We start from the raw sequence: 20,083 nt of genomic DNA on the forward strand, positions 1-20,083 counted from the left end.
GACGACCCGTGACGTCTTCCTCTCCCATCGTGATTGTCGGCGCCGGCGTGCTGGGCCTTTGCACGGCGTTTGAACTGCATCGGCGCGGCCGGGCGGCAATGGTGGTTGATCCGGGCGAGGTGAACGCCTCCCTGGTGGCTGCCGGGATGATCGCCCCGGCGATGGAATCGGCCATCGACGACGTATCCGTTGATCGCGCGCGGCTGTTCCGAGTAGGCCGTGATTTGTGGCCCGCGTTCGCGACGGCAGCCGGCATCGCTCTGGCGCATCGACCCGCCGAATGGCGAGCCGGCGACTTGGAGGCGATGGAGACGCGGTTGCGCGCGCTGGGCTTCGACGCGCGGCGCGACGGCGCCGGCGTCACGACCGATGACGATTATCAGGTCGAGCCAGCACAGGCTCTAGAGGCGCTGAGGCAGTCGCTGGGCGAGGCTGTGATCGCGGGAAGGGTGACGACGATCGCCCGCACCGATGGCGGCTGGCGGCTCGAAGTCGGCGATCAGTGGCTGGATGCGGAGGCGGTCGTGCTGGCCACCGGTGCTGGTGACGCCATTGCGGGTCTGCCCGAGACCGCGCGCCGTTTGATCGCAGATATCGAGCCGATCCGGGGACAGATCGGCGTCGCAGCCGGACATCTTGTCGATCATGTCGTGCGCGGGCCGGGCGCCTATGTCGCGCCGATGGCGTCTGGCGCGGTCATCGGAGCGACGATGGAGCCGGGGCGGCGGGATACGGCGCCGGATGCCGAGGCGTCCGAGCGCCTGACGCAGGCGGCTTGGGCTGCGCTGGGTCGGTCGCCTCAGCCGCTGTCTATCGAATGGCGCGTCGGAATCCGGGGCGCGACGGCTGATGGTCTGCCGCTTGCGGGCGCAGCGCCTGGTGAAGAGGGTTTGTTCATGGCCTTGGCGCCGCGTCGAAACGGCTGGTTGCTGGGGCCCTTGGTCGGCGCCGTGGTCGCCGATGCGATCGAGGGGCGGACGGCGTCGCCGCACGCCCGCGCCCTCGACCCTGGTCGATTCTAGCCCTCCATCGCGAACCGGACGGTGAAGTTGACGGTCGCGCCGTCGACAGGTCGGCCGTCCACGGTGCGCGGGTTCATGCGGAACGACCGCGTCAGGCCGTGCGCGGCGCGGCCGAAGCCCTGGCCGCTCGGCGTCTCTCCCACGACCCGGCAGCCGTTCAGGCCGCCGTCCGCATTGACCACGCAACTGAGCGTCGCCGAACCCGGCGTGCCGTTTTCCGCCGCGCGAGTCGGATAGGCCCGCGCCATCTGGGCCGCCGATGGGCGACTGGCCCAAGATGGATTGTTGATCACCGAAGGCGGACGCGGCGGCGTCTCGACGGTTGCCGTGCCGCCTTCGACGCCGGTGGGGGCGACGCTGATGGTCGGCAGACCGGGTTGAGCGGTCACGACGCCCGGCTCGGGCGGCGTCAGCGGGATCGTCTGCACCGTCGAGGGCACGGGGATCGCCGACTTGTGAATGGGCGTTGGCGGCGCCGCCGTTTCAGGCGTGGGCAAGGGCTTGGGTTTGGGCGGCGCCATCATCACCGAGACCGGCGGGTCGAGGATGTCTTCGATGGGCGCCGCACTCAACTCGAACCGTTGATTATAAAGCGCCACCCCCGCCGCGACGTGCAGGACCACCGACACGCCGATGGCGCCCAGCATCCAGCGCGGGATAGGTTTCTTGCGTTCCCCGAAGTCGATCGGGCTGATCAAGGCGGGACCACCGGCAGCACGGATCATCATAACGTCACTCCCTCGTTCACCGCCCCCGCAGCGCCCGTAACTGGAAGTTGAGCGCGCAGGTTGTGGCGGCTTTACGGCGAAGTTTTCCCGTTCGACGAAGGTCGAGGCGTTAACGCGGCCGTTAAGAATTAAGAGTTGATTAACTACGTTCGCCGACCCTTCGCACATGGGTATCGGAGCGATTCCATCGACAGGCGGGGTAGAAGCGGCCATCCGGCGCGCGTCGAACGCCGTTGGCGTGGACTATGACTTCCTGGTCAAGACCGCGCGGCGCGAGAGCGCGATGAACCCGTCGGCCAAGGCTCCGACCTCGTCGGCCGCCGGCTTGTTTCAATTCATCGAACAGACCTGGCTGGGCACGGTCAAGCAGCACGGGGCCCAGCACGGTTATGGCCAGTACGCCGACCTGATCCATCGCGGTTCGGACGGCCGTTGGCGCGTCGAGGGTTCGGCGCGCAATGTGGTGCTGGACCTGCGGTTCGATCCTCATGCGGCCTCGACCATGGCGGCTGAGTTGACGGCGTCCAACGCCGCCTATCTGCGCGGACGCACCGGCAAGGAACCGGGCGCGGGCGATCTGTATGCGGCCCACTTCCTGGGGCCGGCCGGTGCGGCGGGGCTTATGGAGGCGATGGATCGCAATCCGGGCGGCAGCGCCGCAGCCCTGTTCCCGGACGCTGCACGGGCCAATCGCAGCATCTTCTATCGCAATGGACGCGCCGCCACGGTCGCCGAGGTCCACGCCAATCTTCAGCGCACAGCCGGCGAGGGCGCACCCGCCGCCGGAGCCGGCGAGACGAAATACGCTGTGCCGAATCTGAGCGACAAGGACCAGATGCTGGCCGCGCGTCTGGATCGGCTGAAGCAGGATCAAGGGCTGCTTGCGCTACTGCTCGGTCAGGACGGATCGTCGAGCAGCGGCTTCGGCGGCGCTTTCTCGCCAAATGGCAAGGAAACAACCTGAGTCGTTGCATTGCAACCGATGGTAAACCGCCCGTTAAGCATGGCAGTCTCATTCTGGGATCAACGTCCGATTCCATCACGAGCCGTCCATGACCGCCTTCCGCGCCCGCCTGACAGAAGTGGACATTCGACGCCTGATCAAGGCGACGGACGACGATGAGCGGGCCGAGGCGGCGCACAAGCTGTGCCGAAACATGGAGCGCGCGGAACTGAATGAGGACGACCGGGCGGCGGTGCAGAAAATCCTGCGTCTGCTGGCCAATGACGCGGCCGAACTGGTGCGTCGCGCCATGGCCGTCACGCTGAAGGCGTCCGATCTGATTCCCAACGACGTGGCGCGCAAGCTGGCCGGCGATCTGGACAGCATCGCCCTGCCGGTCATCGCTTCGTCGCCGGCGTTCAGCGACGAGGATCTGATCGAGATCGTGCGCGCCGGATCGGTCGTGCGCCAAGTCGCCGTGGCGGGGCGGGCGCGGGTGTCGCGCGATGTCGCGACCGTGCTGGCGGCAGAAGGATGCGAGCAGTCGGTTCGCACCCTGGCGGCGAATGACAACGCCGACCTGTCCGAAGGCGCGTTGGCGACGGTCGTCGATCGTTTCGCCGAAGCGCCCGAAGTCCTGACCGCCGTGGCCTATCGCCAGGTCCTGCCGCTGCATGTGACCGAACGGTTGATCCAACTGGCCAGCGAGGCGGTGCGCGAACATCTGATCAGCCATCACGCTGTGGCGCCGGAAACCGCGATCCGTCTGGCCCAATACTCTCGTGAGCGGATGACGGTCGATCTGGTCGATCAGGCCAGCGTCAGCACTGATCTGGCGGCGTTCATGGCCCAGCTGAACGCCCGTCGCGTCCTGAACGCTTCACTGCTGTTGCGCGGACTGGCGCGGGGTCAGATGGCGATGTTCGAGTACGGGCTGGCCGAACTGGCCAACACGCCGCATCACCGCGCCTGGTTGATGGTGCACGACGCCGGTCCGCTTGGGCTGAAGGCCATCTATGATCGCGCGGGTTTGCCGCCGCGCCTGTTCCAGGCCTTCCGCGCGGGCGTCGACACCTGGCGCGCGCTGGCGGCGGAGGGGATCGATACATCGAGCGCCTATTTCCGCGATCAGATGCTGGAGCGGTTCCTGACCCAGCGTCCGGCGGTGCTGCGCGACGATCTGGCCTATCTGATGGAGCGGCTGGATCAGTCGCCGTCGCTCAGCCTGACCGCCGCCAGCGCAGCCTGATCCTGAGAGCCTGATTCACGGTATCGACGAGATCGCGAAGCGATTCGTCTCAACCGATCAGGCTCAAAGAAAAGGCCCGCCGGAGACGACGGGCCTTCGCAAACGGCTGGAGGGACTTCAGTCTGCGAGGTGATCGGCGACGCGGGCTTCCAGGGTCTCGGCCAAGGCGCGGCCGGTCGGATGTTCGTCGGTCTTGATCTGGTCGCGGACGACGGCGCGGATGGCGTCGATGTGCGCGTCCAGGATGGCGATGGGCGCAGTCATGCGGCGATCGGCGTCGTCCAGCATCTTGCACAGCGAACCGGCGATGCGCGTCACCAGCGGATATTCATAGGTCGTGCCCAAGCCCTTCAGATCATGAGCGCGGAAATACAGAGCCTCGGCGGTGACGGGGGTGTAGCCCTGCTCACGGATGTCGGCCTGGGCCTTGTCCAGCTTGACGATCTCGTCGTTCAGCCATTGGCCGAACTGGGCCGACATGGCTTTCAGCGCCTCCTCAGCCTTGGCGATGGCGTCGGCGTTGATGCCGAAGCCGCCGCCGACCTTGAGCCGCAGCGAGTTGGTCGGAGGGGTGATCTGCGCCGGATTGCTCATGGCGGGCTCCATAGGACGTTCACGCCAAGATACGGTAGCGGGCTTAAGAAGCCGTGACCGATCAGTTGGCGAACTGCTCGGCCATCACCCGCTCGTCGAACGACCGGCCCGCATCGAAGAGCATGGTCAGGGTGACGTCACGACGCTCGCGCACCTCGACGCGGGCGACGCGGCGGACCTCGAAGTTGTCGGCGGTCGCAGAGACCGGGCGTTTGTCGGCCTCCAGAACCTCGAACCGCACCTTGGCGCCGTGCGACAACAGGGCGCCGCGCCAGCGACGGGGACGGAAGGCGCTGATCGGCGTCAGGGCCATGATGCGGGCGTCCAGAGGGATGATTGGGCCGTGCGCGGACAGGTTATAGGCGGTCGATCCCGCAGGCGTCGCCACGAGGCAGCCGTCGCAGGACAGTTCTTCAAGCCGCACGCGCTCATCGACGGTGATCCGCAGTTTGGCCGACTGGCGTGTCTGGCGCAGCAGCGACACCTCGTTGATGGCCAGGCCGGTGTGCACCTCGCCGCTTTCGGTCCAGGCGTCCATCTGAAGCGGGTGGATGACCGTTCTTTCAGCCGTCGCGATTCGCTCCAGCAGACCGTTGTGGGCGTAGTCGTTCATCAGAAAGCCGACCGACCCCCGGTTCATCCCGTACACCGGCGTGCGCTGGCGCAGGTTGCCGTGAAGGGTTTCCAGCATCTGCCCGTCGCCGCCCAGGGCCACGATCACATCGGCCTCGTCTTCTGGCACGGCGCCATAGCGGGCGATCAGGGCCTTGCGCGCCGCTTGGGCTTCGGGCCGGTCGCTGGCGACGAAGGCCAATCGCGGCGATGACGGCAGGGGAGTGGGGCTTGACTGAGTCACTTGGCGACGTGGCCCGAGCTTGGGCCCAGAGTCAAACGGTCGTGGGCTTGTGCATCATCTGATGGAAGGCGCGAGAGGCGGCGTGCGCGCTCATCGGCGTCGCCTTCCAGCCGCCGTCGGCAGGCATTCCGCCCGAAAGCTTGCGCACCTCGACCAACAGGGAGGCGAAGACGGCCTTGTCCACGCCCACGGCGATGCAGGCCAGGTAAAGCGGCTCGGCGGTCGGCGCGCGGATGGCTTGATGCACCTGGGCCTCGCTGAAGCCGCCCAGGACCGCCAGGGTTTGTTCGAACAGTTCGAAACGCTGTTCTCGCAGCGCGCGGACCAGCAGGCCAGGACGCAGTTGACCGGCGGATTGAAGTTTTTCCACCAGTCGTCGTTCCGCGTCGATGCGTGCGCGATCCTCGGTCATCCGGGCGGACATGGCGCGCCATTCCGGGCTGCCGACAGCCTTCGCCGCCGCGTCCTGAACCGCCGCATTCAACTGGGCGTCGTCGATGCGGAAGCGTTCGCCGATCGACTGGCGCAGAGCCTGGCCGACCCATTGATAAAGCTGCTGAGCCAATTGCTCGTTCAGCCTGGGGTGACGCGTCAACGGCGCGCGCAGGCCCGCGATGCGGCGGGAGTGATCGACCAGCTTGCGCATGGCGTCTTCGCTGATGTCGGCCGTGCGGTTGGAAGCCAGCGCCGTCATGGTGACGGGTTCGGCGCGATCGACGATGGTGTCCACGACCGGCCGCGCCAGCTGCGGGCGCCGGGCGACGGCGATCTGATGCTCCAGCGTCGCTTCGATCAGCAGGCGTATCAGGTCGGCGTTCTGTAGAAGCGGGCTGGAGGTGATTACCGGGCGGGCGATCTCGATCTCATCCAGCGCCAGCATGTTGACCAAGGCTGGCGGCGCCCAGTCGACGCCCGCGATCCGTTCGGACAGGGCCAGGCGAATATCCCGCTCGGCCTGGGCTGTCAGAGCGAGGAAGATGTCGCTGAGCAGCGGCGCGACCTTGGGCGGCGGCGGATTGGATTCACAGAGGGAGGTGACCTTGAGCAGCAGGCGCTGACGGTCGTCGGCCGAACGGCTGCTGGCCAGCGCCAGAAGCTCAGACACAGTCCGGTCGTCCCAGGCGTCGCGGGGCGGCTCCAGTTGAACGACAGACAAGGCGGCTCCCCGAACCGGCGACGATGCTTAACCATATGCTTGCGTGATGAAGACCGGGTTAAGCAAGGTCGCCGCAGCGGGTGACGTCACGTCAACGGCGGCCTTGTCGGCTTGACGACGCGACCGCGCGGGGTGACGGTTTGTAAAAGCCCATCCAGAGGCAGGAGGAAATCATGGCGGACGGCACCAGTCCCTCGATCAAGTCGCGCGTGTCCGAAGCTGAATGGCAGGTCCGCGTCGAGCTGGCGGCCCTCTATCGGCTCGTCGCCCTGAACGGTTGGGACGACATGATCTTCACCCATATCTCGGCGCGCGTGCCCGGGCCGGAGCATCATTTCCTGATCAATCCCTACGGCTTCTACTTCGACGAGATCACGGCCTCGTCGCTGGTGAAGGTCGATCTGGAAGGGAATATCGTCCAGGACACGCCCTATTTCATCAATCCGGCGGGCTTCACGATCCATTCGGCCGTCCACGCCGCGCGCGAGGACGCCAAGTTCGTCATTCATCTGCATACGGTGAACGGGGTGGGCGTTGCGGCTCAGGCTGAAGGTTTGCTCCCCGTCAGTCAGAACGCGTGTTTACTACAGCATCAGGTTGCGTATCATGGATACGAGGGGTTGGCCTTGAACCATGACGAACGCGAACGTCTGGTCGCCGACCTGGGGGACAAACCGCTGATGCTGCTGCGAAACCACGGCACGCTGGCGGTCGGGGAAACGGCGGCTCAGGCATGGATCGGCATCTTCTTTCTGGAGAGAGCCTGCGCGCAGCAGGTTGCGGCGTTGTCTGGCGGGCGCGAGCATATTTTGTTGGCGCCGGACGAGGCGCAGGCCGAGACCAAAGAGCAGGGGCGCGGCATCGGCTTCATCTCGTCTCTGGCCTGGCCGGGCGCGTTGCGACAGCTGGATCGCAAGTCGCCGGGCTACGACGCCTAGTTCCCTTTATCGCGGGGGCGCTGGTCCTCGCGGCGCTGACGCCGACCCAAGCGCTCGCCGGCGCCTGGACCCAGCCGAAGGGCAAGGGCCAGGCCATCGTCAAATACGAGCGGCTGAGCGCCGACGCCGGCTTCGACGCTGCTGGCGATGAGCGTGACCTGCCTGGCCGGCGGCGTGACGCGACCTTGGCTCTGTTCGCCCAATACGGCGTGGCGGATCGGCTGACGCTTCAGCTGAAGGCGGACTGGCAGGACGGCGAGGACGCCTTCGTCGAGTACAGCGGGCGCGGCCCCATCGAGATCGGTGCGACCTGGCAGGTCTGGCGCGACGACCGAAACGCCGTCAGCCTTTACGGCGGCTATACTCAGGCCGGGGAGGGGCGCAACGCCGGCTATGCCGCGCCGGGCGTCGGCGATCACGATTGGGAGGCGCGAGTCTCGGTCGGCCGGTCCCTCGGCGACATGGGCGAGCGCTTGGGAATGGACGGCGCATTTGTCGAGCTTCAGGCGGCACGCCGTCTGCGTGACGGTCTGCCGGATGAAACCCGCATCGACGCCACGGCGGGCGCCCGGATCGGCGAGGATTGGATGGTGCTGGGTCAGGCGTTCGGCGGCGCGGCCGACGGCGGCGCGCGTTGGCTCTCGCTGGAAGCCTCGGTCGTGCGCAATTTCGGCGCGTGGAGCATGCAGGCCGGATGGAGACAAACCGTCGCAGGCCAGGAGATTTCTATAAGCCGCGGGCCCGTTATTGCGATCTGGCGACGATTTTAGGGAAGTTTTCTGCGACGGATAATGTGATCCGGCACGTTACTGATACGTAACATTGCGCGCACTTCATTACCCGGTAATGCATGCGGCGTCCCCCTGACCGAGAGACCCCCGCGTGATCAAACGTCACTTCTTCCTCGTCGCCGCCGCTGTCCTGCTCGCTCTGATGGTCGTCGCCGCCATCGTCAAAGTCTCCGCGGGAGATGAAAAGAAGGCGGCAGGGCCGGGCGGCGGTCGCGGACGCGGAGCGCAGCAGGTGTCCGAGGCCGTCGTGGCGCAGCGACCCTTCTCCGATCAGGTTCGCGTTTTGGGCGTGGCGCGCGGCGAGCGGTCGGTGAACGTCACCTCCTCGACCACCGAACTGATCACCCGCGTCCTGTTCGCGGACGGCCAGTATGTCTCGGCCGGTGCGCCGTTGGTCGAGCTTCAGGCGCGCGAGGAAGACGCGGCCATTATCGAGGCCCGCGCCAACGTCAATCAGGCTCAGCGCGAATACGATCGCTACAAGGCCCTGGCCGACCGGGGCGTCGCGCCCCAGGTCATGCTGGAACAGGCCGAGACCGCGCTCGAAACCGCCCAGGCGTCGTTGCAGGCGGCCCAGGCGCGTCGCGGCGACCGGGTGATCCGGGCGCCCTTCTCCGGTCGTGTCGGTCTGACCACGGTGACGCCCGGCACGCTGATCAACCCGGGCGCGGTGATCACGACGCTGGACGACACCTCGACGATCCGCGTCGATTTCCCCCTGCCTGAGCGCCATCTGAACCTGCTGCGTCCCGGCGCCCAGCTGACGGCGACGGCAGACGCCTATGGCGACGAGCCGTTCACGGGCCGGATCGCCTTGATCGACACACGCGTCAACGAAACGACCCGCGCCGCAACCGCACGCGCGGAGTTCCCCAACCCCGGCGGTCGCATCCGTCCCGGCATGCTGATGCGTGTCGCGGTCCAGCAGGGCCAGCGTCAGAGCGCCGCCGTACCCGAGTCGGCTGTGCAATACGAAGGCGCCGGCGCCTTCGTCTATCGCATCGCGCCCGGCCAGAACGGCTCCACCGCCCAGCGGGTCGAGGTCGAGACTGGGGCCGTCGAGAACGGCTTTGTTGAGATTCTGTCTGGCATCGAGGCGGGCGACCGCATCGTCGGGTCGGGCCTGAACCGTATTCAGCCGGGCGCCCCGGTCAGCGTGGGCAGCCAGGGTCGCAAGTCGGGCGCCGCCAAATGATGCTGTCCGACGTTTCGGTCCGGCGGCCCGTCTTCGCGGCCGTCGCGGCCATTGTGCTGTGCGTCATCGGCGCGGCGGCCTTCTTCTTCCTGCCCGTGCGTGAACTGCCGGACGTCGATCCGCCCATCGTCTCGGTCAACACCAGCTATGCCGGCGCCTCGGCCGAGGTGATCGAGAGCCGCATCACCGAGCCGGTAGAGCAGCAGATCGCCGGCATCCAGGGCGTCGAGCGCATCAACTCGACCAGCCGCGACGGGCGCTCCAACGTGAACATCGAGTTCTCGCTGGACCGCAATATCGATGACGCCGCCAACGACGTGCGCGACCGCGTCAGCCGCGTGGTCGGCCGCCTGCCGGATCAGGCCGATCCGCCCGAGGTTGCCAAGGCCGATTCCGACAGCCAGCCGATCATCATCGTCTTCCTGCGCTCGACCAGCATGAACCGGCTTCAGCTGACCGATTACGCTGACCGCTATCTGATCGACCGGATGGCGACGGTGCCCGGCGTGGCCCAGGTCAACATCTATGGCGAGCAGCGCTACTCGATGCGCATCTGGCTGGATTCCGCGGCCATGGCGGCGCGGGGCCTGACGGTCAACGACGTCGAGACGGCCCTGACGAACCAGAACGTCGAACTGCCCGCCGGCTCGCTGGAATCGACGGACAAGGACTACACCGTCCGCGTGGCGCGCACCTACGCCCTACCGGAAGACTTCCGCCAACTGCCAATCGGCACGCGCGGCTCGGCCTCGACCTCGGCGACAGTCGCCACAGGGACCGGCAGCGGCTCGTCTGCCATAATCCAGGGGCAGCCGACCTATGTGACGCGCCTGGGCGACATCGCCCGCGTCGAGGAGGCGCCGGAAGAAGATCGTCGTCTGTTCCGCGGCAACGGGATGGATCAGATCGGCCTGGCCGTGACCCGGCAGGCGCAGTCGAACGACCTCGCCATCTCGGACGGCGTCCACAAGATGATCGAGGAAATCCGGCCGACCTTGCCGCCGGGCGTAACCATCGAGGTCGGATCCGACAACTCGGTCTTCACCTCGCACGCGATCGACGAGGTCTGGATCACCATCGGCATTTCCATGGCCCTGGTGGCCTTGGTCAACTTCATCTTCCTGGGCAGTCTGCGGGCCGCGCTGATCCCGTCCATCGTGGCGCCGATCTGTCTGCTGGCGACCTTCATCGTCTTGGCGCCGCTGGGCTTTTCGCTGAATCTGCTGACGCTGCTGGCTCTGGTGCTGGCGATCGGCCTGGTTGTGGATGACGCCATCGTCGTGGTCGAGAATATTCAGCGTCGCCTGGACCTGGGCGAACCGCCCCTGGTCGCGGCCGAACGCGGCGCGCGCCAGGTCTTCTTCGCGGTCGTGGCCACGACCATCGTGCTGCTATCGGTCTTCGCGCCCCTGCTGTTCTTGCCCGGATATGTCGGGCGTCTGTTCGTAGAGCTGGCGGCGGCGATCGCGGCGGCCGTGGCCTTCTCCGCCTTCCTGGCGCTCAGCCTGTCGCCGATGCTGGCCTCCAAGATTCTGCGACCCGCCCATGGCGGCGGCTGGGTGGCGCGCAAGGTCGACTGGGGTATGGACCGGCTGAAGTCGTCCTATGGCCGGTCGCTGGACATGCTGTTGGGCCGTCGCATCGCCGTGATCGGCGTCGGCGCCTTGATCCTGCTAGTTGCTGCGGGCGCGGGCGGTATCTTCCTGACCCTGCCCAACGAACTGGTGCCGGACGAGGATCGCGGCCGGGTCACGGTGCGCGTCGCCGGGCCCGAAGGCGCGGGCTTCGACTACACCCGCAAGATCATGCTGGGGCTGGAGCCCCTGCTGGCCGAATACAAGACCAGCGGCGAGGCCGACAGCTATCTGGTGTCCGCGCCCGGCTTCGGCGGCGGCAGCTTCAACTCGGGCAATGCGGTCCTTACGCTCGCCGACTGGTCCAAGCGCGACCGCTCGGCGGCCGAGATCGCTCAGGAATTGAACGGCAAGCTGCGCGGCCAGACCGGCGCCCAAGTCAACGCCTCTACTCCCGGCGCCTTCCAGCGGGGCGGCGGCAACTCCAACTCCATCGAGTTGATCGCGACCGGCAGCGACTATCAGCAGATCTACGCCTGGCTTCAGCCCATGCTGGCCGCCGCCCAGGCCAATCCCGGCTTCTCGCGTCCACGCCTTAACTATGAGCCGAACTCGCCGCGTCTGTTGGTCGATGTCGATCCGCAGAAAGCTGCCGCGCTGGGCGTTTCGTCTCAGTCCATCGGCCGCACGCTGGAGACCATGTTCGGCTCTCGCCGCGCCACGACCTACATCAAGGGCGGTCAGGAATACGATGTCATCCTGCAGACCGAGCGCGACAATCGTCGCGAGGTCGCCGACCTGGAAGCCCTGTATGTTGCAACTGGGGGCGGCCAACTGGTGCCGCTGTCAGCCGTGGTCACGACCAAGACCAGCGGCGACACGCCCGACCGTCGCCGACTGGACCGACAGCGCGCGATCTCCCTGCAGGCCGACCTCAATCCCGGCACCACGATCGACGACGCGATCCAGTTCCTGAACGCCGAGGCGGCCAAGCAGCCGCAAGGCGCCGTCGTCACCCAGTGGGGCGGGGCGGCGCGCGACCAACAGGAGGCGGGCGGGGCCGTGTTCGCGGCCTTCGGTCTGGCGTTGTTGCTCGTCTTCCTGGTTCTGGCGGCCCAGTTCGAAAGCTGGATCACGCCTGCGGTCATCATGCTGACGGTGCCCCTGGCGGCGGCGGGCGGTCTGTTCGGCCTGCTGATGGCGGGCTCCAGCCTGAACATCTACAGCCAGATTGGTCTGATCATCCTGATCGGGGTGGCGGCCAAGAACGGCATTCTGATCGTCGAGTTCGCCAATCAGCTGCGCGACCAGGGGCGGACGATCCGGGAGGCGATCATCGAGTCGTCGTCCTTGCGTCTGCGTCCGATCATCATGACCTCGATCGCAACCGCCTTCGGCGCCCTGCCGCTGGTGCTGTGGCAAGGCGCCGGCGCCGGCAGCCGTCAGACGATCGGCGTGGTGATCTTCACCGGCGCCATCTTCGCCACCGTCCTTACTCTGTTCGTCGTGCCGGTGATCTATGGCGTCCTGGCGCGCTTCACCAAGTCGCCGGAATGGACCGCCCGCAAGATCGAGGAGTGGGAAGCCCAGGAACTGCGCGAAGGCGGCCCCAGGGAATTGCCCGAGGCCTGACGGGTCAAGCGGCGGGCGCAGGTTCCGGCTTGTAGCCCGTCTCCACCTTCAGGAAGGCGATCACGTCGCGGCGATCCGTGGCGTCGGGCAGACCGGGGAAGGTCATCTTGTTGCCGGGCAGGAAGGTGCGCGGGTTTTCCAACCAGTGATCCAGCTTCTCGGCGTCCCAGGTGAAGGTCGCCGTGCGCATGGCGTTGGAATAGTTGTAGCGCGGGCGATCTCCCGCCTTGCGGCCGAACACGCCGTACAGGTTTGGCCCTGCCATGTCTGGGCCGCCTTCGCCGATGGTGTGGCAGGCGCGACAGCGGGCAAACGCCCGACGCCCGTTCTCGAGATCGCCCGCATTGTAGGGGGCGGGCAGGGAGGCCAGCAGTGTCGCCTTTTCCACATCCGTCAGCACGTGGACCGGCGCGGCAGGCGTGGTTGCGGACGGCTCACCCTGACCACAGGCGGCCAGGGTCAAAAGCGGGGCCAGAAGAAGGGGGGCGACGAGGGCGTGGCGGGTCATGGCGGCTTCCTGTTTGCCTTGTGATAGCGCAACGCACCGGCGCGGCAATTGGTCAAGCTGTCCTGCTGGACGTAGCCCCCTCGCACCTGATAATCAGTGTCAAAGAAACGCGGAGCCGTTGGGGAGCGGCCTCGCCCGTGCGAGCGTAGAATTGACCGACACCATCAAGTTGAGCCAGGCCCGACGCGGCGATCGCGGCGTCATCGTTCAGGTGGGCGCCCATTGTCACCATCAGGGCGAGGCGGTCGAGCTGGAACGCCGTCTGCTGGAACTGGGCTTTGTCGAAGGCGCGCAGATCGAACTGCTGCACGAAGGTCTGTTCGGACGCGACCCCATCGCCATGAAGGTGGACGACATGCGCGTGGCCCTGCGTCGCCACGAGGCGGAAAGCCTTTCGATCCGGCTGGGCGCCGCCTGATGGACATCGCGCTGAAGACGGCTCGTGTCGCGCTGGTCGGCAATCCCAATAGCGGCAAGACGGCTCTGTTCAACGCCCTGACCGGCGCCCACCAGAAGGTCGCCAACTACGCCGGCGTGACGGTGGAGCGTAAGGAAGGCCTGATCCGCGCCGCTTCGGGCCGCACGATGTCGGTGCTTGATCTGCCCGGCACCTATTCCCTGCGCGCCCGCAGCCCGGACGAGGAGGTCACGCGCGACGCCGTTCTGGGGCGACTGGCCGGCGAGACGCCGCCCGACGTCGTGGTCTGCGTCGCCGACGCCACCAATCTGCGCCTGGTCCTGCGTTTGATTCTGGAGCTGAAGGCCGTCGGCCGGCCGATGGTTCTGGCGTTGAACATGTATGACATCGCCCAGCGACAGGGCATGCGCATAGATTTGGAGCGATTGCGCGCCGAACTGGGCGTGCCGATCATCACCACCGTGGCCACGCGCAAGCGCGGCATCGACGATCTGGTCGCCGCCATAGAGGACCAGGCCGCCGTCGCGGCCGTGACCGAAAGCCAATGGCGCAGTCCGGACGCCGCCGAGCTACGAGCCGCCGCCCGCGAAGCCGAGCGGATCATGAAGGCCTGTGTCCGGCCGCCTGAACGGCCCGATACCCTTACCGGCAAAATCGACTCGGTGCTGCTGCATCCGGTCGGCGGGCTGCTGATCCTGTTCGCCCTGCTGTTCGTGATGTTCCAGGCCGTGTTCAGCTGGGCCGCGCCCGTAATGGACGGGATCGAGGCCGGCATCGCCTGGTTGGGCGGCTTGGTCGCCAACGTCCTGCCCGACGGTCTGCTGCAAAGCCTGATCGTGGACGGCATCATTTCCGGCGTCGGCAGCGTGCTGGTGTTCCTGCCGCAGATTCTGATCCTCTTCCTGTTCATCATCGCGCTGGAAGACTTCGGCTATATGGCCCGCGCGGCTTTCCTGATGGACAAGATTATGGGCGGCGCGGGGCTGCACGGTCGGGCCTTCATACCCCTGCTGTCCAGTTTCGCCTGCGCCATTCCCGGCGTCATGGCGGCGCGGGTGATCGATTCGCGCCGAGACCGCCTGACCACCATCCTGGTCGCCCCGCTGATGACCTGCTCGGCGCGCATCCCGGTCTATACGCTGATCATCGCCGCCTTCATTCCGAATGAGACGGTCTGGGGCTTCGCAAACCTGCAAGGCCTTGTGATGTTCGGCCTCTACGCCGCCGGGATCGTCAGCGCCCTGATCGTCTCACTGCTGATCCGCAAGGTGTTCTGGCGAGGGGCGGTCGAGCCCTTCATGATGGAGCTTCCGGCCTACAAGACGCCGGATCTGCGCAGCGTCGGCTTCAATCTGTGGCTCCGGGCCAAGATCTTCCTGAACCGCGCGGGCCGCATCATCCTGCCGCTCGTGATCATTCTGTGGGTGCTGGCGACCTTCCCTTATCCGCCTGAGAACGCGACCCTGCCGGCCATCGACTATTCCTTCGCGGGCATGATCGGCCGGGCGCTGGAGCCGATCTTCGCGCCCATCGGCTTCAACTGGCAAATGGTGATCGCCCTGATCCCCGGCATGGCAGCGCGCGAGGTCGCGGTGGCGGCGCTGGGCACGACCTACGCCATAGCAGACGCAGAGAATGCGACGGGCCTTCTGGCCTCGACCCTGGCGTCGCATTGGTCGTTGGCGACGGCCTTGTCCTTCCTGGCCTGGTACATCTTTGCGCCCCAGTGTGTGGCCACTTTGGGCGTGGTGCGGCGCGAGACCAACTCGCTGAAATGGACGTGGATCATGATCGGCTACATGTTCGGTCTGGCCTATCTGGCGTCGCTGGTGACCTATCATGTGGCGGTGGCGCTCGGAGGCGGTTAAGCCTGAACGGTTCGCCGCCGTCTGGACGCCCTGATGAACCCTGTACTCGCCGCCGCCGTGATGGGCGGGCTGGGCCTGATCGTCGGCAGTTTGATCGCCGCCGTCAGCGTTCGCCTGCCGCGCGACGAGGACATCGTCGTCGCGCGTTCGCGATGCCGGGGATGCGATCAGACGCTCCGTTCCTGGGAGCTTGTGCCGGTCTTCAGCTGGCTTGGTTTGCGCGGGCGGTGCGCGCGGTGCCACACGCGGATTTCGCCGCGTTATCCGCTGATCGAACTGGCGTCGGCCGGAGTCGGGATCTGGGCGGGGGTGTGGGGCGCGACAGGCGCCGCCTCGGCATTCATGATCGCCGCCACGGCCGTTCTGGGTTGGCAGCTGTTGCTGATCGCCATCGTCGACGGTGAACACTTCTGGCTGCCGGACAGTCTGACGCTGCCCTTAATCTCTACAGGCGTCACGGTCGCGCTGATTCTGGATTGGGGCCTCGGTCTATCCAATCTGATTGGCGCGGCTGTCGGATTTTGTGGTCTGTGGCTGGTCGGCTGGCTGTACCAGCTCGTCCGAAAACACCAGGGACTGGGGGGAGGCGACCCCTTCCTGTTCGCAGGAGCAGGGGCCTGGGTCGGCTGGATGGGCCTGCCCAGCGTGCTGCTGTGGGCCTGCGCGGTCGGGCTCAGTCTGGTCTTCGGTATTCTGGTGGTCCGGCGCAGCGTCAGCGGATCGGAGAAGCTGCCCTTCGGCGTCTTCCTGGCCGTCGGGATCTGGTTGACCTGGCTGTATGGGCCTTTGGGCCTCTAACGTCCCGTCGTCAGCTTCACGATAATGATGGCCGCCGTATCCAGGATGGCTTCGGGCGTATCGGCCCGCCGCAACAGATCGAAACTGGCCGCCGTCGATTCCGCGATGGAGGCGATCTGGTACGAGGCGAGCCGCGGATTATAGTCCCTGGGATGCAGGCCGCTGGCGTGGGCCTGGGCCACACGGCGTTCGATCGACAAGTGCAGCCGGCGCAAACGGCGCACCCGGCTTTCGACGAAGGCGGCGTCGCCATTGTCGGCCAGCATATGTTCGACACGCAGCACCTGACCGTGGCTGCGCCAGATGGACATCACATCCAGAATGAAGGCGCGCGCGATGACGAAGGCCTTGTCGCCCGGCCAGTCGGCCTGGAAATGCGCCGCCAGCCCCTGAAAATCCGTCGCGGCGACCTCGCACAACGCCAGAACAGGTTCTTCGACCGTCTTGAAATAGGTGTAGAAGTTGGAAGGCGATACACCGGCGGCCAAGGCCAGATCGGCGACGCGGATTTCACCGTAATGCCGCTCGTTCAACAGGCGTTGGGTCGCGTCCAGAATCGCCTGGCGGGTTCTGCCGCCTCGCGCACCGATCTTGTGGCCCAGCTTGTTGGTGGTGTCGGCCATGTCCCCGATGGTCGAAAGGCGTGGTGCCGGCTGCAGGAATCGAACCCGCGACATCCAGTTTACAAAACTGGCGCTCTACCAACTGAGCTAAGCCGGCCCGCACGGGCGGTGAGCGGCCCTTATGTCCAGCCTCGCGTCCGGACGCAAGGCGCCAGAGCAGGCTTGCGAAAAATCCGACGTCTGACGCCGAAAACAAGCTGAGGTTTGACTACGGTAACCGGTGTCTTTTTGCAGCCCATGTTGTAGGTTTGTTGGATCAAGATCGAGAGGCGAACCAAGCCTCCGCCACGAGGCCATGAGGAACGCTATGGTTCATCCGCTCAAACTGAACCCCGATCGCCTGTTTCCGGCGGACGCCGACACCCGGGCGATCGCGCGTCGTCTGTATGGTGAGATCAAGGGGCTGCCGATCATCAGCCCGCATGGCCATACGGACCCGAGCTGGTTTGCGTTGAACGAACCCTTCGCCAATCCGGCCGAACTTCTGATCACGCCCGACCACTATGTCTTTCGCATGCTGCACTCGCAGGGCATGGCGATGGAGGATCTGGGCGTGCCGCGCGCCGATGGCGGGCCGGTCGAGACCGATCCGCGCAAAATCTGGCGGCGCTTCGCCGAGAACTATCACCTGTTCCGGGGGACGCCTTCGCGGATGTGGCACGACTGGGTCTATGCCGAGGCCTTCGGCATCGACGTGCGCCTGTCGGCCGAGACGGCGGATCACTATTACCACCTGATCGATGCGGCCCTGAAGACCGACGCCTTCAGGCCGCGCGCCCTGTTCGATCGCTACAATATCGAGGTCCTGACCACGACCGAGAGCCCGCTGGACACGCTGGAGCATCACAGGACCATCGCAGCCTCGGGCTGGAAGGGACGGGTGCTGACCGCCTATCGTCCGGATCCGGTTCTGGATCCCGAATATGAAGGCTTCCGCGACAATCTGAAAATCCTGGCCGAACAGACCGGCCGGGACACGCTGAGCTGGGATGGATACCTGCAGGCCCTGCGCGCCCGCCGCGCCTTCTTCATCGAAATGGGCGCCACCTCGACCGATCACGGCCACCCGACAGCCTTCACTGCCGACCTGCCCAAGCCCGAAGCCGAGGCCCTGTTCCGGCGCGTCTCGACCGCCCCTGCCAGCGCCGCCGACGCTGAACTATTCCGCGGCCAGATGCTGACCGAAATGGCCGCCATGTCGGTCGAGGATGGTCTGGTGATGCAGCTTCACCCCGGCAGCTTCCGCAACCACTCGGCCACCGTCTTCAATCGCTTCGGCCGTGACAAGGGCTGCGATATCCCGACCCAGACCGATTACGTCCGCGCGCTGAAGCCGCTGCTGGATCGTTTCGGCTCGGACAGGCGTCTGTCTCTGATCCTATTCACCCTGGACGAGACCACATATAGCCGCGAACTTGCGCCGCTCGCCGGCCACTATCCGGCGCTGAAGTTGGGGCCCAGCTGGTGGTTCCACGACAGTCCCGAGGGGATGCGTCGCTTCCGCGAACAGGTCACCGAAACGGCCGGCTTCTACAATACGGTCGGCTTCAACGACGACACCCGCGCCTTCCTGTCCATACCCGCCCGCCACGACGTGGCGCGGCGCATGGACTGCGGCTTCCTGGCCAAACTGGTCGTCGAGCACCGGATGGAGGAGGACGAGGCGCACGAACTGGCCCACGCCCTGACCTATGGCCTGGTCAAAGCGGCCTACAAGCTGTGAGCAGACTGAATCCAGCCGTTCTGAAGGGGCTGCCCGCCGACGTCGCCGTCCCCGGCTACGACCGCGCCCAGGTGAAGACGGGTGTCGTCCATCTGGGCATCGGCGCCTTCCACCGCGCCCACCAGGCAGTCGTGTTCGACGATGCGATCAGGTCGGGCGATCCGCGCTGGGGCGTGCTGGGGGCGTCGCTGCGATCGCCCGGCGTGCGCGATCAACTGAACCCGCAGGACGGGTTGTACACCCTGGTCGTGCGCGATGGGTCGGAGGAACATCTGCGCGTGATCGGAGCCTGTCGCGGCGTTCTGGTCGGGCCGGAAGACCCCGCCGCCCTGGTCGCCGCCATGGCCGACGCCGATGTCCATATCGTCACCCTGACTGTGACGGAAAAGGGCTATCGCCTCGATCCGACGACCGGCGACCTGCTTTTGAGCGACGCTGATGTCGCGGCCGATCTGGTTGATATCGCCGCGCCCCGTACCGCGCCTGGATTCATCGTCGCGGCGTTGCAGGCGCGACGGGCGGCGGGGCGGAAGCCCTTCACCGTCATCAGTTGCGACAACCTTCCCCACAACGGCAAGCGTATCCGTGCCGGGGTCATAGCCATGGCGCGCCGGATCGACCCGTCGCTGGCGGACTGGATCGAAGCCGAGGGCGCCTTCCCCCAGACGATGATCGATCGGATTGTCCCGGCGACCACCTCCGACGACATCGTTCGCCTGACCGCGCGTCTCGGAGCCGAGGACCGGGGCATGGTCAAGGCCGAACCCTTCACCCAGTGGGTGATCGAGGACTGGTTCGCCGGCGAGCGGCCGGACTTCGCCTCTCTCGGCGTGCAACTGACCGACGCGGTCGAGCCGTGGGAGGACGCCAAGCTGCGCCTTCTTAACGGCGCACACTCAGCCATCGCCTATCTGGGCGCCTTGTCGGGCTATGAACATGTCCACGAGGTTGTCGCGGCGCCGGCATTCCGCGCCTATGTCGAGGCCCTGTGGGACGAGGCCGAAACCACGCTGAACCCGCCGCCGGGTCTGGACATCCCCGCCTATGGCGAGGCGCTGATGGCCCGGTTCTCCAATGCGGCCCTGATGCATCGCACCCGCCAGATCGCCATGGACGGCTCGCAAAAGCTGCCTCAGCGCCTGCTGGCCGGCGCCGCCGAACGTCTGGCGGCCGGGCAGGGCATTCCGGCCATGGCCTTGGGCGTCGCCGCCTGGATGAAGTGGCAGTCGGGCGTGACCGAAACGGGCGAGAAGGTCGTCGTCGACGATCCTCTGGCGGCCAGGACCTCTGAACTGTTGGCTGGCGCCGACACTGATCAGTCGCGCGTTTCGGCCTTGCTGAGCCTGTCCGCCGTCTTCCCGCCCGCGCTGGCCGCTGACGACCGGTTCGCCGCAGCGGTCACGTCCGCCTATCTGTCGCTCAGCCAGAACGGCGCCGTCGAGGCCGCGCGTCTGGTCGCGGAGTAGT

18 protein-coding genes and 1 tRNA gene are annotated in these 20,083 nt (G+C 66.4%); 12 read left to right on the plus strand and 7 right to left on the minus strand.

All coding sequences use genetic code 11. The features are described 5' to 3' along the window. Positions 1 to 8 precede the first annotated feature (8 nt). The gene (locus tag KAK88_RS07440) at positions 9 to 1,022 is read left to right on the plus strand and encodes an NAD(P)/FAD-dependent oxidoreductase (RefSeq protein ID WP_242078482.1); all 1,014 of its coding nucleotides are present in this window, start codon (positions 9 to 11) and stop codon (positions 1,020 to 1,022) included. On the opposite strand, the gene KAK88_RS07445 is transcribed toward KAK88_RS07440, so the two are convergent. Next, entirely contained in the window at positions 1,019 to 1,747 is a 729-nt protein-coding gene (locus KAK88_RS07445) for a TonB family protein (protein ID WP_242078483.1), read from the minus strand. The genes KAK88_RS07440 and KAK88_RS07445 overlap by 4 nt on opposite strands. Positions 1,748 to 1,916: 169 nt before the next feature. Between KAK88_RS07445 and KAK88_RS07450 the strand changes: the two genes are divergently transcribed. Both KAK88_RS07450 and KAK88_RS07455 read left to right on the plus strand, forming a co-directional pair. Continuing rightward, complete coding sequence (locus KAK88_RS07450) at positions 1,917 to 2,714, plus strand: transglycosylase SLT domain-containing protein (RefSeq protein ID WP_026108427.1); 798 nt, start codon at positions 1,917 to 1,919, stop codon at positions 2,712 to 2,714. 88 nt (positions 2,715 to 2,802) lie between these two features. Beyond that, the gene (locus tag KAK88_RS07455; RefSeq protein ID WP_242078484.1) at positions 2,803 to 3,942 is read left to right on the plus strand and encodes a DUF2336 domain-containing protein; all 1,140 of its coding nucleotides are present in this window, start codon (positions 2,803 to 2,805) and stop codon (positions 3,940 to 3,942) included. Positions 3,943 to 4,059: 117 nt separating this feature from the next. Here the strand turns inward: KAK88_RS07455 and KAK88_RS07460 are convergent, their stop codons facing one another. The 3 genes from KAK88_RS07460 to KAK88_RS07470 form a co-directional block, all read right to left on the minus strand. Beyond that, positions 4,060 to 4,536, minus strand: coding sequence for an Hpt domain-containing protein (locus KAK88_RS07460; protein WP_242078485.1), 477 nt, complete (start codon positions 4,534 to 4,536; stop codon positions 4,060 to 4,062). A gap of 61 nt (positions 4,537 to 4,597) precedes the next feature. Continuing rightward, entirely contained in the window at positions 4,598 to 5,350 is a 753-nt protein-coding gene (locus tag KAK88_RS07465; RefSeq protein ID WP_242078486.1) for an NAD kinase, read from the minus strand. Between the two features lie 73 nt (positions 5,351 to 5,423). Further along, positions 5,424 to 6,548, minus strand: coding sequence for a DUF2336 domain-containing protein (locus KAK88_RS07470; RefSeq protein WP_242078487.1), 1,125 nt, complete (start codon positions 6,546 to 6,548; stop codon positions 5,424 to 5,426). Between the two features lie 173 nt (positions 6,549 to 6,721). Here KAK88_RS07470 and KAK88_RS07475 point away from each other — a divergent pair, with 173 nt between their 5' ends. The 4 genes from KAK88_RS07475 to KAK88_RS07490 all read left to right on the plus strand — a co-directional run bounded on the left by KAK88_RS07475 (position 6,722) and on the right by KAK88_RS07490 (position 12,678). Continuing rightward, the gene (locus KAK88_RS07475) at positions 6,722 to 7,486 is read left to right on the plus strand and encodes a class II aldolase/adducin family protein (protein WP_055754843.1); all 765 of its coding nucleotides are present in this window, start codon (positions 6,722 to 6,724) and stop codon (positions 7,484 to 7,486) included. A 185-nt stretch (positions 7,487 to 7,671) separates the two neighbouring features. Beyond that, positions 7,672 to 8,256, plus strand: a complete 585-nt coding sequence (locus KAK88_RS07480) for a hypothetical protein (RefSeq protein WP_347265475.1) — start codon at positions 7,672 to 7,674, stop codon at positions 8,254 to 8,256. A 112-nt stretch (positions 8,257 to 8,368) separates the two neighbouring features. Further along, complete coding sequence (locus KAK88_RS07485) at positions 8,369 to 9,472, plus strand: efflux RND transporter periplasmic adaptor subunit (protein ID WP_242078488.1); 1,104 nt, start codon at positions 8,369 to 8,371, stop codon at positions 9,470 to 9,472. Further along, the gene (locus tag KAK88_RS07490) at positions 9,472 to 12,678 is read left to right on the plus strand and encodes an efflux RND transporter permease subunit (RefSeq protein WP_242078572.1); all 3,207 of its coding nucleotides are present in this window, start codon (positions 9,472 to 9,474) and stop codon (positions 12,676 to 12,678) included. The genes KAK88_RS07485 and KAK88_RS07490 overlap by 1 nt, the downstream gene beginning before the upstream one ends. A 4-nt stretch (positions 12,679 to 12,682) precedes the next feature. Here KAK88_RS07490 and KAK88_RS07495 read toward each other — a convergent pair whose 3' ends face one another. Beyond that, positions 12,683 to 13,186 carry a c-type cytochrome gene (locus KAK88_RS07495; protein WP_242078489.1) on the minus strand — a complete coding sequence of 168 codons (504 nt, stop codon included), beginning with the start codon at positions 13,184 to 13,186 and terminating at the stop codon, positions 12,683 to 12,685. Positions 13,187 to 13,337: 151 nt separating this feature from the next. On the opposite strand from KAK88_RS07495, the gene KAK88_RS07500 reads away from it, so the two are divergent. From KAK88_RS07500 to KAK88_RS07510, 3 genes are read left to right on the plus strand one after another with little or no spacing between them, the layout of a single operon-like run. Beyond that, a complete protein-coding gene (locus tag KAK88_RS07500) occupies positions 13,338 to 13,604 on the plus strand; it encodes a FeoA family protein (protein WP_055754847.1) in 267 nt (88 codons plus the stop codon). Then, positions 13,604 to 15,472: a ferrous iron transporter B gene (gene feoB, locus KAK88_RS07505; protein WP_242078490.1), complete on the plus strand. Its 1,869-nt coding sequence runs from the start codon at positions 13,604 to 13,606 to the stop codon at positions 15,470 to 15,472. Before KAK88_RS07500 ends, feoB begins: the two co-directional genes overlap by 1 nt. 33 nt (positions 15,473 to 15,505) lie before the next feature. Beyond that, a complete protein-coding gene (locus KAK88_RS07510) occupies positions 15,506 to 16,270 on the plus strand; it encodes a prepilin peptidase (protein ID WP_242078491.1) in 765 nt (254 codons plus the stop codon). Here KAK88_RS07510 and KAK88_RS07515 read toward each other — a convergent pair. Both KAK88_RS07515 and KAK88_RS07520 read right to left on the minus strand, forming a co-directional pair. Continuing rightward, a complete protein-coding gene (locus tag KAK88_RS07515) occupies positions 16,267 to 16,893 on the minus strand; it encodes a TetR/AcrR family transcriptional regulator (RefSeq protein ID WP_242078492.1) in 627 nt (208 codons plus the stop codon). The two genes, KAK88_RS07510 and KAK88_RS07515, sit on opposite strands and share 4 nt — an antisense overlap. 21 nt (positions 16,894 to 16,914) lie before the next feature. Then, positions 16,915 to 16,990, minus strand: a tRNA-Thr gene (locus KAK88_RS07520). A 210-nt stretch (positions 16,991 to 17,200) separates the two neighbouring features. Between KAK88_RS07520 and uxaC the strand changes: the two genes are divergently transcribed. Continuing rightward, a complete protein-coding gene (gene uxaC, locus KAK88_RS07525; RefSeq protein WP_242078493.1) occupies positions 17,201 to 18,616 on the plus strand; it encodes a glucuronate isomerase in 1,416 nt (471 codons plus the stop codon). Then, positions 18,613 to 20,082: a mannitol dehydrogenase family protein gene (locus KAK88_RS07530; RefSeq protein ID WP_242078494.1), complete on the plus strand. Its 1,470-nt coding sequence runs from the start codon at positions 18,613 to 18,615 to the stop codon at positions 20,080 to 20,082. The genes uxaC and KAK88_RS07530 overlap by 4 nt, the downstream gene beginning before the upstream one ends. Position 20,083 lies beyond the last annotated feature (1 nt).

The organism is Brevundimonas diminuta, assembly GCF_022654015.1.
GTDB classification, from domain to species: Bacteria; Pseudomonadota; Alphaproteobacteria; order Caulobacterales; family Caulobacteraceae; genus Brevundimonas; species Brevundimonas diminuta_C.

Excerpts from the sequence above, each read along its gene's own strand:
- KAK88_RS07445 (WP_242078483.1), bottom strand. The coding sequence starts at position 1,747 with ATGATCCGTGCTGCCGGTGGTCCCGCCTTGATCAGCCCGATCGACTTC.
- KAK88_RS07450 (WP_026108427.1), top strand. The coding sequence starts at position 1,917 with ATGGGTATCGGAGCGATTCCATCGACAGGCGGGGTAGAAGCGGCCATC.
- KAK88_RS07455 (WP_242078484.1), top strand. The coding sequence starts at position 2,803 with ATGACCGCCTTCCGCGCCCGCCTGACAGAAGTGGACATTCGACGCCTG.
- KAK88_RS07460 (WP_242078485.1), bottom strand. The coding sequence starts at position 4,536 with ATGAGCAATCCGGCGCAGATCACCCCTCCGACCAACTCGCTGCGGCTC.
- KAK88_RS07475 (WP_055754843.1), top strand. The coding sequence starts at position 6,722 with ATGGCGGACGGCACCAGTCCCTCGATCAAGTCGCGCGTGTCCGAAGCT.
- KAK88_RS07490 (WP_242078572.1), top strand. The coding sequence starts at position 9,472 with ATGCTGTCCGACGTTTCGGTCCGGCGGCCCGTCTTCGCGGCCGTCGCG.
- KAK88_RS07495 (WP_242078489.1), bottom strand. The coding sequence starts at position 13,186 with ATGACCCGCCACGCCCTCGTCGCCCCCCTTCTTCTGGCCCCGCTTTTG.
- feoB (WP_242078490.1), top strand. The coding sequence starts at position 13,604 with ATGGACATCGCGCTGAAGACGGCTCGTGTCGCGCTGGTCGGCAATCCC.
- KAK88_RS07510 (WP_242078491.1), top strand. The coding sequence starts at position 15,506 with ATGAACCCTGTACTCGCCGCCGCCGTGATGGGCGGGCTGGGCCTGATC.
- KAK88_RS07515 (WP_242078492.1), bottom strand. The coding sequence starts at position 16,893 with ATGGCCGACACCACCAACAAGCTGGGCCACAAGATCGGTGCGCGAGGC.
- uxaC (WP_242078493.1), top strand. The coding sequence starts at position 17,201 with ATGGTTCATCCGCTCAAACTGAACCCCGATCGCCTGTTTCCGGCGGAC.